This is a genomic window from Moritella viscosa (assembly GCF_900120065.1).
Taxonomy (GTDB): domain Bacteria; phylum Pseudomonadota; class Gammaproteobacteria; order Enterobacterales; family Moritellaceae; genus Moritella; species Moritella viscosa.
Genome location: NZ_FPLG01000054.1, coordinates 65444 through 82192, shown reverse-complemented (window position 1 = coordinate 82192; position 16749 = coordinate 65444). Strand labels below are relative to the sequence as shown.

At 38.7% G+C, this 16749-nt stretch carries 16 protein-coding genes; 9 read left to right on the top strand and 7 right to left on the bottom strand.

All coding sequences use genetic code 11. The features are described from left to right. Window positions 1-1953, bottom strand: coding sequence for a discoidin domain-containing protein (locus BT797_RS09400; RefSeq protein WP_075471817.1), 1953 nt, complete (start codon window positions 1951-1953; stop codon window positions 1-3). A gap of 824 nt (window positions 1954-2777) precedes the next feature. Here BT797_RS09400 and BT797_RS09395 point away from each other — a divergent pair. Beyond that, a complete protein-coding gene (locus BT797_RS09395) occupies window positions 2778-2978 on the top strand; it encodes a hypothetical protein (RefSeq protein WP_075471815.1) in 201 nt (66 codons plus the stop codon). Between the two features lie 97 nt (window positions 2979-3075). Here BT797_RS09395 and bcp read toward each other — a convergent pair whose 3' ends face one another. After that, window positions 3076-3585, bottom strand: coding sequence for a thioredoxin-dependent thiol peroxidase (bcp, locus tag BT797_RS09390; RefSeq protein ID WP_045111545.1), 510 nt, complete (start codon window positions 3583-3585; stop codon window positions 3076-3078). A gap of 134 nt (window positions 3586-3719) precedes the next feature. On the opposite strand from bcp, the gene BT797_RS09385 reads away from it, so the two are divergent. The 3 genes from BT797_RS09385 to BT797_RS09375 all read left to right on the top strand — a co-directional run bounded on the left by BT797_RS09385 (window position 3720) and on the right by BT797_RS09375 (window position 7993). Then, window positions 3720-4202: a DUF6314 family protein gene (locus tag BT797_RS09385; RefSeq protein WP_075471813.1), complete on the top strand. Its 483-nt coding sequence runs from the start codon at window positions 3720-3722 to the stop codon at window positions 4200-4202. A 272-nt stretch (window positions 4203-4474) separates the two neighbouring features. After that, entirely contained in the window at window positions 4475-7054 is a 2580-nt protein-coding gene (locus BT797_RS09380; RefSeq protein ID WP_075471811.1) for a M9 family metallopeptidase, read from the top strand. A 375-nt stretch (window positions 7055-7429) separates the two neighbouring features. Beyond that, entirely contained in the window at window positions 7430-7993 is a 564-nt protein-coding gene (locus BT797_RS09375) for a PepSY domain-containing protein (protein WP_075471809.1), read from the top strand. A gap of 69 nt (window positions 7994-8062) precedes the next feature. Here the strand turns inward: BT797_RS09375 and BT797_RS09370 are convergent, their stop codons facing one another. Then, a complete protein-coding gene (locus tag BT797_RS09370; RefSeq protein WP_045111541.1) occupies window positions 8063-8602 on the bottom strand; it encodes a glycine cleavage system transcriptional repressor in 540 nt (179 codons plus the stop codon). Window positions 8603-8791: 189 nt separating this feature from the next. On the opposite strand from BT797_RS09370, the gene dapA reads away from it, so the two are divergent. Both dapA and bamC read left to right on the top strand, forming a co-directional pair. Next, a complete protein-coding gene (dapA, locus tag BT797_RS09365; RefSeq protein WP_045111540.1) occupies window positions 8792-9670 on the top strand; it encodes a 4-hydroxy-tetrahydrodipicolinate synthase in 879 nt (292 codons plus the stop codon). Window positions 9671-9697: 27 nt separating this feature from the next. Continuing rightward, window positions 9698-10822, top strand: a complete 1125-nt coding sequence (gene bamC, locus BT797_RS09360; protein ID WP_045111539.1) for an outer membrane protein assembly factor BamC — start codon at window positions 9698-9700, stop codon at window positions 10820-10822. Between the two features lie 80 nt (window positions 10823-10902). Here the strand turns inward: bamC and BT797_RS09355 are convergent, their stop codons facing one another. Genes BT797_RS09355 through BT797_RS09345 form a run of 3 tightly spaced genes read right to left on the bottom strand, consistent with a single transcriptional unit; the run spans window position 10903 to window position 12191 of the window. Continuing rightward, window positions 10903-11160, bottom strand: a complete 258-nt coding sequence (locus BT797_RS09355; protein ID WP_045111538.1) for a DUF2897 family protein — start codon at window positions 11158-11160, stop codon at window positions 10903-10905. Window positions 11161-11192: 32 nt separating this feature from the next. Continuing rightward, window positions 11193-11900, bottom strand: coding sequence for a M15 family metallopeptidase (locus BT797_RS09350; RefSeq protein WP_045111537.1), 708 nt, complete (start codon window positions 11898-11900; stop codon window positions 11193-11195). A 3-nt stretch (window positions 11901-11903) separates the two neighbouring features. Continuing rightward, the gene (locus tag BT797_RS09345; RefSeq protein ID WP_075471807.1) at window positions 11904-12191 is read right to left on the bottom strand and encodes an Rdx family protein; all 288 of its coding nucleotides are present in this window, start codon (window positions 12189-12191) and stop codon (window positions 11904-11906) included. 213 nt (window positions 12192-12404) lie between these two features. Between BT797_RS09345 and BT797_RS09340 the strand changes: the two genes are divergently transcribed. Further along, window positions 12405-13085 (top strand): TIGR01621 family pseudouridine synthase, encoded by a 681-nt coding sequence (locus tag BT797_RS09340; RefSeq protein ID WP_045111535.1) that lies wholly within the window; start codon window positions 12405-12407, stop codon window positions 13083-13085. Between the two features lie 99 nt (window positions 13086-13184). On the opposite strand, the gene tal is transcribed toward BT797_RS09340, so the two are convergent. After that, a complete protein-coding gene (tal, locus tag BT797_RS09335) occupies window positions 13185-14132 on the bottom strand; it encodes a transaldolase (protein ID WP_045111534.1) in 948 nt (315 codons plus the stop codon). Window positions 14133-14417: 285 nt separating this feature from the next. Here tal and BT797_RS09330 point away from each other — a divergent pair, with 285 nt between their 5' ends. Continuing rightward, a complete protein-coding gene (locus BT797_RS09330) occupies window positions 14418-15485 on the top strand; it encodes a 3-deoxy-7-phosphoheptulonate synthase (RefSeq protein WP_075471806.1) in 1068 nt (355 codons plus the stop codon). A 61-nt stretch (window positions 15486-15546) separates the two neighbouring features. Continuing rightward, window positions 15547-16680, top strand: a complete 1134-nt coding sequence (tyrA, locus tag BT797_RS09325) for a bifunctional chorismate mutase/prephenate dehydrogenase (RefSeq protein ID WP_075471804.1) — start codon at window positions 15547-15549, stop codon at window positions 16678-16680. The last annotated feature ends 69 nt before the right edge of the window (window positions 16681-16749 follow it).

Genomic DNA, 16749 nt, shown 5'->3' with positions numbered 1-16749 from the left:
TTATTGAGAGTAAGCTCTAATTTCACTGACATTGATATATTCATCTGTTTTCTCTAGACGAATGTACCTCGCGTTAGTTGCAGTAAAGTCTGTTTCTGAATCAAAAAACCATCTCTGGCTACCATCTAATATGGTTGACCATATTTCATTTTTATTTTGATCTAATATAGAAAGTGACGCGCCAATAGTTCTGTATTGATAACCATTATGTCTATTCTCTAATACAATAGCCTCTAAATTATGCACTGCTTCTAAGTCAATTTCGAACCATTGTGGACCTTTGTTTTTAGTAATTGCAACCGTATTTATTTGACCATCGACTAAATTACTGGCACGGTTAGCAACACTATATATAGACGAAGCTGTAACTGTTTTATTTAACGCAATATTGATAGGTGCGGCAGGTAAAGGCGGTTGTTCAGGAAGTACGGTTAGTAAGGTGTCTTCTTTATAAGCAGCTAACTCTATAAACGTTAGATACTCGTCAGTATTATCAAGTTTTATGTACCTAACATTATTGCCATTAAAACCACTGATAGTGGCATTAAATACCCATTTATCTTGATTTACTAACGGTGATGATTTCCACACCTCTACTTTATTCTCATCGAGTAATGATAAAGTGACGCCGTTTGCTCTATGGCTGTTATATGCTCGATTATATAGAATAACAGTGCCAATATTATGAGCTGTTTCTAAGTCGACTTCTAGCCACTGGTCGGCGCCCTTATCTGTTGCTGTATGCTGTGCTGTATTACCATCGGTTAAATAGTTACCTGGTCTGTTCACTTCAAATTGAGATGACGCGTTTACTGGCTTATGTAATGCAAGGTTAGTTAAACCAGTAGGTAAAATATAGCTAACTAGCTGGTCTTCATCTTGTATATCTGCACTGAGCAGCACGTTTGTATTATTACTAATATTAGTGTGTGGCAGTAAGTCGACATTAATTTCGTTATTAATTATTGTGGCACTTCTTACTATACCATTGCTATAAATCAGATCGATATTTTCAAGGGTATAGCTAATATCATGTGAGTAAGCTTTAAATTTACCCTCATTATAATACCAATACACTTTCGCATCTTCTAGCGGGATAACATCATCAATTATTTCGTTATTGGCTCTTAAATCAAGTACATACTTTTGTACATAGTCATCCCAACCATAAGCCATCCCACTGCTATGGCTAAAGCCATTGGTGTGTGCACGTTCGTGAGAAAGAAAACGGTATATACCAATCTTGCTTTTATCAGCATTAAATTTAGGTAAAGGCCAGTTAATTGACAGCCAACTATTACTTGCAACCCCAGCAGAAGTTGTTAGCTTAGCCCTGTATTCGACTTGCTCATCGGTAGTAACTACTCTACGCCATTTATCATAAGCTGATTCTGCCGCTTCACCACGAATGTATTTGAAGTAACCAAAATAATCGTGTCTAGTTTGTTTTTTACTGTAAATTTTTCTTAAACCAGTCTGTACTAAGGCATAGCTGTAAACATCTTCATCAGTGACATTATCTGTATATTTAGACACATTAGGTTTATACAAAGGCGCAGGGTCGAGGAAGACCACATCATCGGTTTGGCTTAGTTCATCGAGTATGATATCGAGTGAATGAAACGGTAAAATTGTTTGTGAAATAGAGTTTGGAACACCATTAATAAGTATCGCTAATTGCGCTAAACGTCGTGGTGTTGAGTTATTTATGCGCAAAAATGGACCTGGATGAATAGTTGTGTTGGTCATCACATTTACGGTTATGTCTGAAAATTTAAATCCGTCACGTACAGCAAACGTCTGCCTATTAGATAATATTTGAAAGCTTATTGGATTAATCACTTGGGTGTATATTTCACCTGTCACATTAAGCTTATTAGCTGAGTTCGCGAAGGCATTGAAACTGAGCATTGATAATACCAGTAACAGCGTCCCTATTTTAAATCTGTCCATTATTTAATACCTTTATTTTTATTTTTATTTTTTGATACAAATTAGTGACGATCACCACTGCTAAATAAAAACCTGTAGATAATCGTAATATGCTGGACACGATACCTTTTGTTCCTGTTTAGGGAAGCCTGATATCAGGTATCGAACCGGCGTTGACTATATGGCAAAGTCGTCTAAGGCTCAATATTATTTTAATTGTAATTACATCTAAATAGTGGTATGTAATTCTGCTATTTCTGTCTGCTTGTAATGCAATCAACTGAAAGTTTTATATTTATTGGTTTTTTATATTTATGGTTATTTCGGATTTTTACTCATAGTGTGAAATATAATTTCACTTATAATCTGCTCAACATGTAAGCGGTTGTATGAAATTCATTCGGATATGATATTTGTGGCGATATTTTTAAAGGTGGATAGATGATTCGAGCGAGTGAAGATCAGCTAAACTGCACTGGTTAATTGTATAAATCTTAGATGTTGTTTAGAACGTAACAGGTGGGTTGAAGTGTCTATTGGTAAGCTAAAGTGTGGATTGTAATTACCGGATTATAAATTAGTGAGTGTAATTCTAGCTCAGCGTTCACCAGCGTTATTATTCATTAATGCATAGTTAACGATTTCGACGTCACCTCTTTTGGGGGCAATATCATAATCGTTTGGAGAAGAGAGTTAGATATTTTGTATTAAATGTGGTCACGTCACATTTCAATTTTTATAATGGCAAGCTATCTCACAATTCTGGTTTCAAAATATCGAAGGGCAAGCCTAAACTCACTTTATTGCTAGTTTTACTGCAACCCCACAGGATAAAGGAAACGAGTATGGCATTACTTATGGCAATGGTACTTATTACGTTATTATCTGTTACTTATATCAGTATTTACTTTTTAATCTATGGTTTAGCACCTATAGAAATGAGTATGCGAATAAATAAGCATCGATTGAAACGTTTAATCTTAAGCTGTGCGGCTTATACATTGCTGGTATTAGGATTATTTTACCCTACATTATTTCTGATTTGATCTACGATAGCAAAAAAGCCAACAAACTGAGTCTTTATATCCTCAAATCTGTTGGTTTTGTATTGTTCTTATAGGCGTAAGAACCTAAATGAGCTATTTATTCAGCTGCTAAATAATCCAATACTACTTGGTGATGGTCTTTAGTTTTAAACTTGCTGTACTCACCTTCTAATGGCACTGCTTTTAGCGATGCAGAAGTGAATACGTGTTCAATAATACCTTGCTCATTGATTAAAAAAGACAGACGGTGGATCCCATCATATTCTTTACCCATGAATTTTTTCAGGCCCCAGATGCCAAATTCATCTGCTACTGCATGGTCAGGGTCTGAAAGTAGGCTAAAGTTTAATTCATCACGGTCACTGAATTTAGTTAAGCGAACGACTTCGTCTGGACTGATGCCAATGACTTCTACATTTAACGCCGCTAATGCTGTGATATGATCACGCAGTTTTTGCGCTTGTGTTGTGCAACCCGGTGTCATTGCTTTTGGATAGAAATAAGCTAAGACTTTTTTGCCTGCGAATGAATCAAGAGAAATGCTTTCATTATGTTGGTTGAGCAGAGTAAACGATGGTGCTTTATCACCAGACTTTAAAGTTTGCATGAATATGAGTCCTAACTATGAATAAATCGTATGTGGCTATTGTGCGGTAGTTTTTGCATCTCGACAAGGGGGGATTAGTAATCGACATTAGCGCATTAATAAAACAGTGATAAATATTATTTAAAGAGGTAACAGTGCAAACATTGACGCAATTGTGGGATCTGCTTAATCGTTTGAACCGGTTTAGTTTTAAAGTTAACGCTGACAATGAATCTGTCACTGGCTGGCAGGGTAAAGGGCAGGGCTTAATTAAGCGTCGCGCTAGTGGTGAAACAGAAGTGAGTCAGCCAGAATCGGGAGCTATTGTTGAAACTATCGAACGCGGATATTATTACGTATCAGCCGATCGTAAAGTACCTATGCATAATCAATATTTGTGGCAGTTCAAGGGTGATTATATTCGTTTAACCCATTTACGGTTCGGTTGGGACAAACCGGTATTTTTGTTTGATATTATTGAGAATAGGTATGATGAATTAGTCACGCGCCAGTCACATCAATGTGCGGCAGATAATTACGATGCCTCGTTTGTATTATCCCCAGACAGTCTTGCTATGCAGTGGCGTATTCAGGGGCCTAAGAAGCGTGAAGTCTTAGATTATATTTATTCGGTATAGTTCTTAGGTCTATCGTCAACTACATTATCACCTACTTCGTACAGATTACTTTGACATTGAATACGTTATGAGTAATAGAACTACCTGTCACTTATCATAAATTGAAAAAAATCATAAAACCCCATCATGCTTACACCTCTAAAGTGGTAATTACTCTGTTTGGGGTGTACTTTAATGCTGCCTCATAACTAAATGACAATATATTAATAACAAATTAGTTTGTTTATGTGGTTTTTAATTTTGAATTAACAGCGTTATAAATGGAGTTTGTAATGAAAAAACATTTCTTGCTAATTGCTGGTAGTTTGATGGTTATCGGGTTTGCTCAGGCAGACGGGGTTACATCAAAAAGCCAATTATCTATGGTCAATAATCCACATCCACATCAACATCCACAGTTATCACAGATGCAGGATGTAACCGAACGTCCCCCAATGACATTACCTGAGCTGGCAATATATCCTCGCCTGGATCGGTTTACTATGTTGTCAGATGCAATAACACCAGATGGTAATGAAAGTTGTTCTGTAACTGAATTTACCAGCCGAACAGGCAGGAGTTTGACCGATTACGTGACTGGGGTTTCCAGCGCCTGTATCAATAAGCAGTTTTCTGTAACTGGTGCTGATGCTACCGACATTTTTAATGAAAATAACATGCTCACGATTACAGATTCTTTCCGCTCTGCGAGTCGTCGTTATAAGGGAAATAATCGTGATAACATTCTTAATTTAGCTCTGTTTTTAAGAGCTGGTTATTATATCCAGTTTTATCAACGTGATGCTGTAGGTGAGTACTCTGATGCGATTAAACAGTCGTCTTTGAGCGCATTAGATGAATTTTTCAAAAATAAACATTTTACTGATGTAACAGATGAACATGGTAAAGTGCTTTCTGAAGTATTAACACTGGTGGACAGTTCCGGTCACAATGCCGATTTTATTGATATTGTGAAAGATATATTGGTACGTTTTGATAATAGCTGGAATGATTCACGTAATATGAGTGCGTCGATTAACTCGGTATTTACTATCCTATGGCGCGGCCAATGGACAGATGATTTTGCTGAACACCTTGCAAGAGATAGTAGTATTGTCGATACCCTCAAAGTGTTTATTGATAAACAGGACTATCTTATCGGCACCGATCATGAGTATTTAGTCAATAATGCGACTAAAGAGCTAGGGCGGATGCTTAAGTATGCACCTTCAGTACAAAATAAGGTAAAACCTTACTTACTTGAATTACTCCGTAATAATAGTATGAGTGGTCGCGGAAGCGGTATCTGGTTAGCCGCTGCAGAAATGGTGGATTATTACGGTAATTGTGAAGAATACAATATCTGTGGTTATAAAAAACAATTGGAGCAACAAGTCCTTTCTATAAGTTATACATGTAGTCCGACAATTCAGATCCGTGCTCAGTCTATGAATCAGGATGAGCTAAAGCAGTCATGTGAACAAATGGCGAAGGAAGAGATTTATTTCCACGCAAAACTTAATACGGGTTATCAGCCAGTGACGGATGATCATAATTCGGCACTGGAAGTGGTGATCTTCAATGATTCTGCTAATTATAAACAGTACGCAGGCACTTTTTTTGGTATTGGCACTGATAACGGTGGCATGTATCTAGAAGGCGAACCTTCTACTCCTAATAATCAAGCGCGTTTTATCGCCTATGAAGCGGATTGGATCACAGATCGCTTTGAGGTCTGGAACCTTAAGCACGAGTATGTTCATTATCTTGATGGGCGATACAATATTAAAGGTAACTTTAACGATTCAACAAAAGAATCTACTATCTGGTGGATTGAAGGCCTTGCTGAGTATATATCGCACGGTGATGATAATAGTGATGCAATTGAAGTTGGTAAGAGCAATAATTATCAATTAAATAAATTGTTTATGAATGACTACAATAGTGGTCAGGAAAGAGTTTACCGTGGTGGTTATCTAGCCGTTCGCTATATGTTTGAAAAACATGCAACGGAAGTTAACAATATTCTTAATGAATTACGTCAAGGTAACTTCAGTAACTACGCCAGTTATATGGTATCTATTGGTGACATTTATAATTCAGATTTTAGTTATTGGTTGACGGAAGTTGGCAATGGTAATGGTAATGGTAATAACAGTAATAACAGTAATAACAGTAATAACAGTAATAACGGTAATAATAACATCGGTGTGTGTATTACTCCTGAAGAAGCGAATGGGGTTTTAAGTCTTAATAGTCCTATCTGTGGTCTGTCTGGTACTGATTTAGCTTATTATTACTATTATGTAGAAGAAGCTGGCACCTTGTATTTTTCTACGCAGGGTGGCAGTGGTCATGCTGATCTTTATTTTAGTGACAGCTCATGGGCAACTGATACCAATTATACTTTATCGTCAGTACAGCAAGGGAATAATGAGCTTATTAGTGCGGATGTGTCTGCGGGTTGGGTATACTTGACGGTCAAAGGAGAACCTGATTTTTCTCATATAAAATTGATGGTCAGTAACATTGAACCTCAGCTACCTGTTCATACTTGCATCTCCAATGAGGATGCTGAAGGCAGGCTAACGACAGAGCAAGCAGTGTGTATAACGTCAGACCGCATGGAATACTTTAGTTATTATGTAGATCATGACTCGACGTTGTTCTTTAGTACTGAGGGCGGTGAAGGAGATGTAAATCTTTATTATAGCGGTGCTTCTTGGGCATCAAAAGATAACAATCAACAATCCTCAACCAACAGTGGTAACCGTGAAGAAATTACAGTACATGCCAGTAAAGGCTGGGTATATCTTACTTTAGATGCAGCGGAAGCATACCGCAATGTTAGAGTAAAGGTTTCAACCTATTAGTATAGTCTGAGTTTTATGTTTATGACTCCTCGACGCAATGAAGAGGAGTCTGCACATATTTTAAATATGTTTAGCTGTAAGAATGATAAATCGGAAATAAAAGGCTAGGCAGGTTTAAAAAATAGTTTTTTTGGCGGATAAAATAAACAGGTCTAAATGTCGTGTTGAGACTATGTAACGGCCGATATTTACATTTTAACTTACATAAATGGTTGTTTGTTTTGGTAAATGTCCATTATGTAGATTTAGCTCTTTAAGTTGTATTGCCTACCAGTCTTTCCGAATACATATCTCATTGTTGTAAATAGCAATGCTTATCATTACACTCCTTGTTGTTTGGCATTTTGAGCCTAAATCAGATAATAAGGAACGGTTATGAAAAAGGTAAATTGGAAACGAGTCAACCGTAAAACGCATTATTGGGGAGCTGCAATTATCGCGTTGCCTATATTGGTTGTGCTTATTAGTGGATTATTACTGCAAGTAAAAAAAGAATTCACTTGGGTTCAACCTGCGAGTATGAAAGGTGAGGGTAAAATTCCGCAATTATCTTTTCAACAAATATTAGATATCGCTAGCACAGTACCTGAAGCAGAGATTCATGGTTGGAAAAACGTAAGTCGTATGGATGTTAGGCCTTCTAAAGGAATTGTTAAAGTAAAGGCTAAAAACAAAATTGAAATTCAAATTGATAATATCAGCGGTAAGATCTTGCAAGTTGAATATCGACGTTCAGACCTAATTGAATCGTTACACGATGGTTCATTTTTTCATGAACATGCTAAATTATGGCTATTTTTACCTGCTGCCGTGATTTTACTGATGCTGTGGATTACGGGAATATATATGTTCTTAATGCCTTATATATTAAGACGTCGGAATCGTAAGAAAATTCAATCGAGGGACGAGGAGTTATGCTTGTCTTCATCGATGACTTAATAGGTTGTTCAGGTTAGGATAGCAAGATTAGGCGCGGTTAGTATATTTGTTATTAACCGCGCTTTTCATCTAAGATGTGGTGGTTTTATTTTCAACAATGAATTGATAATCGGCATCTAAACGTTGGCACAAAATTGCAAGTTCAGTTTCTAATTGCACGAGATCGCAGCCATGTGTGGTATTTAAAGTGAAATTAGCTTTTAATACGTCCGAATTTTTATCACTGCTTAATACTTCTGAGCGTAATCCAGCTAAATTAAGATCATTCTTGGTAAAGAATAAGGTGAACTGTTCGATAAGTCCTGTTGAATCAGGGATCGTCACTTCTACTTCAATGGTATGATCATAGTTGATTGGCTCATGACGCTCAGTGCGTTTCATCATAGTGATTAAATCGAGTTCTTGGCTCTTTAATGGCAAGCTTGATTCAAGTTGGATCATGGCGTTCCATTCGCCAGACAGAAGCATGATTAAGGTAAATTCATTACCAAAAATAGCCAATTTGCTATCAACGATATTACAGCCGCAATTACTTACGTGTCCAATCAGTTTATGTACGATACCGGGACTGTTGCTGCCAAGGGCGGTGATAACTAAATTTTGCGTCATTTTCTTCCTGATAAATTAAGGTAAACAAGTAGAGCATGATATACCCAAGCAACTTCAAGATGCAACAATCCGTAAGCTTATCAACCAGCATATTGATGTTGTCATGCATATAGCCAAAATATGCTTGCGGCAATGGACTCCTACTATTACTATGCCACGTGTTTTATAGTTATTTATCACAAGGCCAATATGTTAACAGGTAATATCGTCGCACTTATTACTCCTATGCTCGACAACGGAGACGTCGATCTTTGCTCTTTACAAGGTTTAGTTGAATATCATATCCAGAGTCATACTGCAGCGCTTGCTGTGTTAGGTACCACTGGTGAGTCGTGCACATTTTCCCAAGATGAACACCTTTCTGTCGTGAAACAAGTGCTGGACATGGCGCAAGGTCGTATCGCTATTATTGCCGGTACAGGCTCAAACAGTACCCGTAATGCCATTACGTTAAGCCAAGAATTACACAAACTAGGCGTAACCGCCGGACTTTGTGTCACGCCTTATTATAATAAGCCAACTCAAGAAGGCTTATACCAACATTATAAAGCGATAACTGAAGCCTGTGATTTACCTCAGATTTTGTATAATGTACCGAGTCGTACAGGTTGTGACATTAGCGATGAGATCGTGGTTAGATTAGCGGAACTTAATGCTATTATAGGTATCAAAGATGCTACCGGTGATTTAACGCGTTTGACTCAGCTTAAACCTTTCCTACCAGATGATTTTTTACTATATAGTGGTGATGATGAAACGGGTTGTGAATTTATGTTGCAAGGCGGTAACGGGGTTATTTCTGTTACCAGTAATGTGGCTGCTGGTGCCATGAGCCGTATGTGTGCATTTGCATTAGCGGGACAGCGTACAGAAGCGACTAACATTAATAATAAATTAATGCGCTTACACCAAGATTTATTTGTTGAAGCTAACCCAATCCCGGTAAAATGGGCGTGCAAACAGTTATCTTTGACTACAACGGCTAATTTACGGTTACCATTAATTGAATTAGATCAGCAATATCATGCTCAAGTGAGTGCGGCACTCGCGCTTGCAGTGGATGCATAAATTTTTGAATTAGGGAATATTAATACTATGACTATGTCATCAACAGGTCAACGCTTGACTGCCGCGAAGCGTTATAGCGTTATAGCGTGTGCTATTTTAGTCAGTGCTTGTTCAGGAACAGATACAAGACGTCAAGCAAATCAAGAATTTGAATATTTAAATCAAACAGGCAAACCAGAGTTGGTGATTGCAGAAGGACTTGATGCGCCTTTGTATACACAGCGTTTTGATGTGCCTGAATTAGCTGAGGGGACTGAAGACTATCCCCTGGGTAGGGCTGTTGATGTGCGTTCTCCGGTGCAAATATTAGCGTTGTCACCTTTAGTACGTGTTCAAGAAGGCAGTGAAAATGTCACTGTTTGGTTTAATAGCCGTAGTTCACAAGATGATATTTCTGCGCAGGTCTGGACATTGTTAGCGAACTTTTTAGCCGATAAAAAAGTCGCTATTGCCAAACTCGATGACGTGAATCATACACTAGAAACGGATTGGTTAATTAACTACGATACCTTTGATGAATTTAGAGAAGTATCAGAATACGAATTAAAGCAGCGTTATAAGTTCACGTTATTAGCGGCGACAAGTAAGCGTACTGTTGGTCTGCAAGTAGACTTGATTGACCATGAAGAACGTTTAGAAGGTACTAAGGTTGATAATGAATTAAGCAAAGGCGATAGCCGTCGTTTTGCAGTTCAAATGTTAAACTTACTTAATATTTATTACGAGATTGATCGTATTGAACGTAACAACAAAGAGACTGAACAACAAAAAGCGTCGAATCTTAAAATTAATTTTGTTGATCAGAAACATCCTGTTATTACATTGAATATCCCGTTTGATGATGCTTGGGAATTATTACCTATGGTATTAAACAAAGTCGGGATGACAGTTGAAGATGAAGATAAACTGGCTGCGACGATGCTAGTGAGCTTTGACGAACAAACGGATAATTATTGGGTGGATAATAAGCTCACGCGCGTGACATTAGCGGAAGATGATTACCGTATTCAAGTTGGTGAAATTAATGGCCATACTTCAATTGCCTTCTTTGGTGAAGACAAACAACCTTTGTCAGCAGAAGTGATGAGTCAATTATTCATTAGTTTGAAAGACGCAGCTGATGTATTACGTGCCGAGAAAGCGGCTGAATAATCGGAATGACACACCTTGCGTATTAGTCATTGAATAAAAAAGGGCCTATGTATCATTATATAGGCCCTTTTTATTGCGTGTTATTTGTCTGTGTCTTTCTTGTCGTCATCTGGCATTGGGTTTTTATCGTATTCGTTACGGTATTCATTGTTATATTCTTGCTGCTCGTCGTCATCAGTTAATGCTTTGGCATTTTCACCAGCATCAAGATGTAATTTTTTGTTAAATTGGTGTTCAATTTCCTCTGGTATCTTCATTTTCATGTTTGCGGTGTATTTTAATGCCATGATTGACCCTAGAATAAAACCTAAGGCCACTAGAATAATGAGCCAAACCATAAATCCTCCTATTATGTGAGCGTTATTTAATATTAATTAGGTGCTGAAACGTTATTTATGTACTGGGTATAAATACGTTCTATATTCGTTAAAATCGCCACTTTACCTTGAATGTCCGCATTTCGGATAGTGTCGATGGCGAGTGCTAATGTGTATTCTTTTTGTGCTTCTACTGCGATGGGTAAGTAACTTAAATGCCAAGGCTCGCGTGATACGCCGCCAAGATCTTGTCGATAGGGGCGATAGAAACCACAGTCGGCAATATTTTTATCTAACCAAGTAGAAAACGACGCTAAATAGCCACCTTCGTCATATTCTTGTGGGATCAGTTGTAACTGATAACCCTGAGGTAATGCGCTGTAGTCACACACATCTATTTCAGTCCCCCAATGATGGCGACTTGCACCGGGTAGCATTGACCAGCGTAATATCGCGAATACTTTTTCTTCTTCACTAAGTATAGTTGGATCTAATGGCTGACTGTCATGATCCAGAATGGGTCTAAGGCCATTAAATTTATTATTCCAAATACGCAGTTGTTGTTCAAAAGAGCGAAAACTCGATACTACATCGAGATTGAATCCGGCGTGTTTTGCCCGCGCTTGTAACTGTTGAAATGCAGCTAATACTTGCTGGTGTATAAGATTAGGTTGTGACGGTAGTTCAATCACATGACTTTGTACTTGCCCTGTTAATTCAAGTTCAGTTAGTGGGGGGATGATTGTTGATGGTGTTCTCATTGGCTATACCGTTCGGTCACTGTGGCCGAGGTCACGTTCAGGGGTGATAATGTCACGCACTCGTTGTTTTAATACTTTGGCTTCGGGGAAACCGCCGTCTTGTTTACGTTCCCAAATCAGTTGCTGGTTGCAACGGATCTCAAAGCGACCGCCAGTGTCCGGGTGTAAGCTTATTTTACTTATTTCTTCACCAAAAGTATGCAGGAGTTCTTGTGTAAGCCAGGTAGAGCGCAACATCCAGTTACACTGTCGGCAATAGTAAATATCAATTTCGGCTTTGATCTCTGACACAAGTAAGTTCCTCTTTTATTAATGTTACTTATCCTAGCGCTATTACTTATCTTAACGTCAATAGCTGCTGGTGGATATGATTTTTATACCCAAGTTATTTGATGCTTTGAATATACTTTTCATTCGGTTTGCTGGTTGTGCATCTTGAAGTAGCTTGGGTATATTGCTTATTTAGGGTACACTTCGGCCTCATTTTCAGCATCGGTTTTTTTAATGTATAGCATTTTATTTCAGAATAACGATTTCTTGGTTATCAACAAAGCAGCGGGCATTGGTTTTCATGATGAAGACGGCGTTGATGGTATTTGTTCTATCGTCAGAAAGGATATTGGCAGATTAGTTTTTCCAGTACACCGTCTAGATAAAGTGACATCGGGATTGTTGTTATTGGCTAAATCATCAGAAGCGGCTGCTAAATTAGCGAAGTTATTTGAACTGCATGAAATCCAAAAATACTACTTGGGTATTATTGATAGTAAGCCAAAGAAAAAACAAGGTTTAGTGAAAGGTGATATGGAGCGCTCTCGTCGCAGCATGTGGCGTTTAACAAAAACACTGACTAGTCCAGCTGTTACCCAGTTTTTTACGCAGAGCATCGGTGATGGCAAGCGTTTAGTGGTATTAAAACCACACACAGGTAAAACACATCAGTTACGTGTAGCATTAAACAGCCTAGGTAGCCCTATCTGTGGCGACCCACTATATCAAAGTGCTGATGCTTGGAAGTACGATCGTGCTTACTTACACGCGTATTGCTTGCAGTTTACCCTTGATGGTGAAGATTTTAGTTTTGTCGCTGACGAATTCAGTGGTGAGCAGTTTGAGACAGCTGAGTGTAAAGAAGCATTGGTTGCTTATGCACGGCCTGAGACATTAGCTTGGCCAAAAGTATAATTACTTTTTAAACTGACTAAATAAAAACGGCCAACGTAGTGCTCTTTATTGAGTAATACGTTGGCCGTTTTTGTTAGCAATTAAAAAGCTGTATTCAAATTAGAATAAGTCAGCAATCATCGCTTCTAGTTTGTTTTGGTCAATAGCGAAGTTGCGGATACCTTCAGCTAGTTTTTCAACTGCCATTGGATCTTGGCTATGATCCCAACGGAATGCTGCTTCAGTTAGTTTCGCTTTTGGTGCTACTTGTTCAGCTTCTGAGAATAGAGCTTGCGCTACAGGCTCTGAAGAGTTTTGTAGCTCTTCTAATAGCTGTGGTGCGATTGTTAGACGGTCACAACCAGCAAGTGCTAGGATTTCACCTGTGTTACGGAAACTTGCACCCATAACAACCGTGTTATAACCCGATGCTTTGTAGTAGTTGTAAATAGTGCTTACCGAGATAACACCTGGATCGTTAGCACCTTCATATGTTTCGCCTGTTTTCGCTTTGTGCCAATCCATGATACGGCCAACGAAAGGAGAAATTAGGAATACGCCCGCTTCAGCACATGCTTGCGCTTGCGCGAAAGAGAATAGCAACGTTAAGTTACAGTTGATGCCCATTGCTTCAAGCTGTTCTGCTGCGCGGATACCTTCCCAAGTCGAAGCCAACTTGATTAAGATGTTTTCTTTTTCAATACCTACCGCTTTATATAATTCGATCAGTAGTAACGCTTGTTTTACACTTGCTTCAGTGTCATAAGAAAGACGCGCGTCAACTTCTGTCGAGATACGACCAGGAATTGTCGTTAAAATCTCTTTACCAATTAACACTGCAAGTTTGTCACATGCAAGCGCTACTTGTGTTTCTGGCGTTGCATTTTCTTTAGCATAAGCAATTGCTTGTGCTACTAATGGCTGATAAGCCGGTAATGCAGCTGCTTTTAAGATAAGTGATGGATTTGTCGTCGCATCTTGAGGCTTGTATAATTTAATTGCGTCCACATCGCCTGTATCTGCAACAATAGTGGTTAATTTACTTAGCTGTTCTAACTGGTTACTCATTATTTTACTTCCACAATTATATTATTGATTGGTGTAAGGGCTTACGTCACTATCAGTAATATTGATTATAATGTCAATACTATAAAACTAGACTGCTGCAAACCTGACTGCTTGGGAATCTTAGCTTTAATGAAATAGCGGTAATTTCTGAATTGTATCTTAGCACAGCTTTCATTCGAAAGTATGTAGGCTTTCATCACGTTTTGTGTACAAAATATTACTTGCAATCACATTCTGCTACGGTATGTTATTTGTATATAATAAATAGGATATATGAGCAACGTAATGGAAAAAGATACCTTAAATAATGTGCATATTTGTTCTGAACAAGTATTGATGACGCCTTCCGAATTAAAAGTTAAACTACCTATTTCAAATCATGCCCTTGGGTATATACAGACTGCACGCGAAACGATTGCTAATATTATCGCTGGTAAAGATAAGCGTTTGCTTGTGGTGTGTGGTCCTTGCTCAATCCATGATGATAAAGCCGCATTAGAATATGCTCACAAATTAAAAGTACTGCATGATGAATTAGGCGACCAGCTTTATATCGTTATGCGTGTGTACTTTGAAAAACCGCGTACAACAGTTGGTTGGAAAGGCGCAATTAATGACCCGCATATGGATGGTTCATTTGATGTTGAAACGGGTTTAATCAATGCGCGTAAATTATTAATTACGCTTGCTGAAATGGAAATCCCAACAGCAACAGAGGCGCTTGATCCGATTAGTCCACAGTACCTTGCTGAACTATTCGCTTGGTCTGCGATTGGCGCACGTACAACAGAGTCACAAACTCACCGTGAAATGGCATCTGGTCTGTCTATGCCTGTAGGCTTTAAAAATGGTACAGATGGCAGCTTATCAACAGCAATCAATGCGATGAAGTCAGCGTCACATTCACATCGTTTTATGGGTATTAATCAAGACGGTCAAGTTGCGTTACTCCAAACTCAGGGGAATCCTGATGGTCACGTGATCTTACGTGGTGGCAAGCAACCAAACTATGATTCAGTTGCCGTTTCATTAGCAGAGCAAGACATGATCAAAGCTGGTTTACGTCCAAGCTTGATGGTTGATTGCAGCCACGCTAACTCAAATAAAAACCATGAATTGCAGCCATTAGTGGCGAAAAACGTGATTCACCAAATCCAAGAAGGTAATAAGTCGATTATCGGTGTCATGATTGAAAGTCACTTAAAGGGTGGTAATCAATCGTCAGAACAACCTATTGCGGATATGGCATACGGTGTATCGGTGACTGATGCATGTATCGACTGGGATACTACTGATACATTATTACGTGAAACAGCAATTGAATTAAGTGGCTGTTTAGCTAAAAGAGCATAGTCTGTAAGTTGTACATATCTAAGTAAATAGTACGGCAAGGACGTTATGAGGTGAATGGTCTGTGAAACTGGATCCGTTAGGTAAATTAAGAGATAAAATAGATGATGTTGACCAGCAGTTGGTTGACTTATTAGCACAGCGCTTAGCTTTAGTCGCTGAAGTTGGTGAAATTAAAAGTGAGCATGGCTTACCTATTTATGTACCTGAACGTGAAATCGCGATGTTAGAAAAAAGACGTGAAGAAGCGGAAGAAAAAGGAGTGCCAGGTGATCTAATTGAAGATGTATTACGCCGTGTTATGCGTGAGTCGTATGCATCTGAAAAAGACTCTGGTTTTAAAACTGTAAAACCCGATTTGGGACGTATTGTGGTTATCGGTGGTGCTGGTAAGTTGGGTATGCTGTTTGTGCGTATGTTCCGACTGTCTGGTTATCAGGTTGATATTCTTGAGCAGGGGGATTGGGATAAGGCGGATGCTTTATTTACCAATGCGGGGCTTGTTGTTGTCTCGGTACCCATTAATCTAACAGAAACCATTATCGCGAAATTAGGCCGTTTACCAACAGATTGCGTATTGGCTGATATTACCAGTATCAAGAATAAACCGTTGCAAGCGATGCTTAATGCTCACCAAGGTCCTGTTGTCGGCTTACATCCGATGTTTGGTCCCGATGTTGGTAATTTGGCGAAACAAGTTATTGTGTGTTGTGATGGTCGTGGTAAAGATCAATACCAATGGTTGTTAGATCAAATGCAGATTTGGGGCTCGCGTATTTATGATGTAGATGCCAAGCAACATGATGACGCGATGACTTTGATCCAAGCCTTGCGTCACTTTACAACGTTTGTATATGGCGCGCATTTGGCGGAAGAGAATCCAGACCTACAGCAATTATTGGACCTGAGTTCGCCTATTTATCGTTTAGAATTAGCCATGGTAGGACGTTTGTTTGCACAGGACCCAACGCTATATGCAGACATTATTTTAGCGTCAGATAATAATGTGGCGATGATCCGACGTTATGCAGAACGTTTCATGCAAGCCGCTGAGATGTTAGAGCGTAATGATAAAGAGGGTTTCATCCGTTCGTTCGAAATGGTGTCAGATTGGTTTGGTGATTATTCAACACAATTCTTGCAAGAAAGTCGTAATCTATTGTTACAAGCAAATGATAACCGCCAGTTCTTTGGGTAGATAATGACGCGATTGTTTGATTAATCCTTTAAAGAAAAATAAAAAGAGCATCTCGAAGATGCTCTTTTT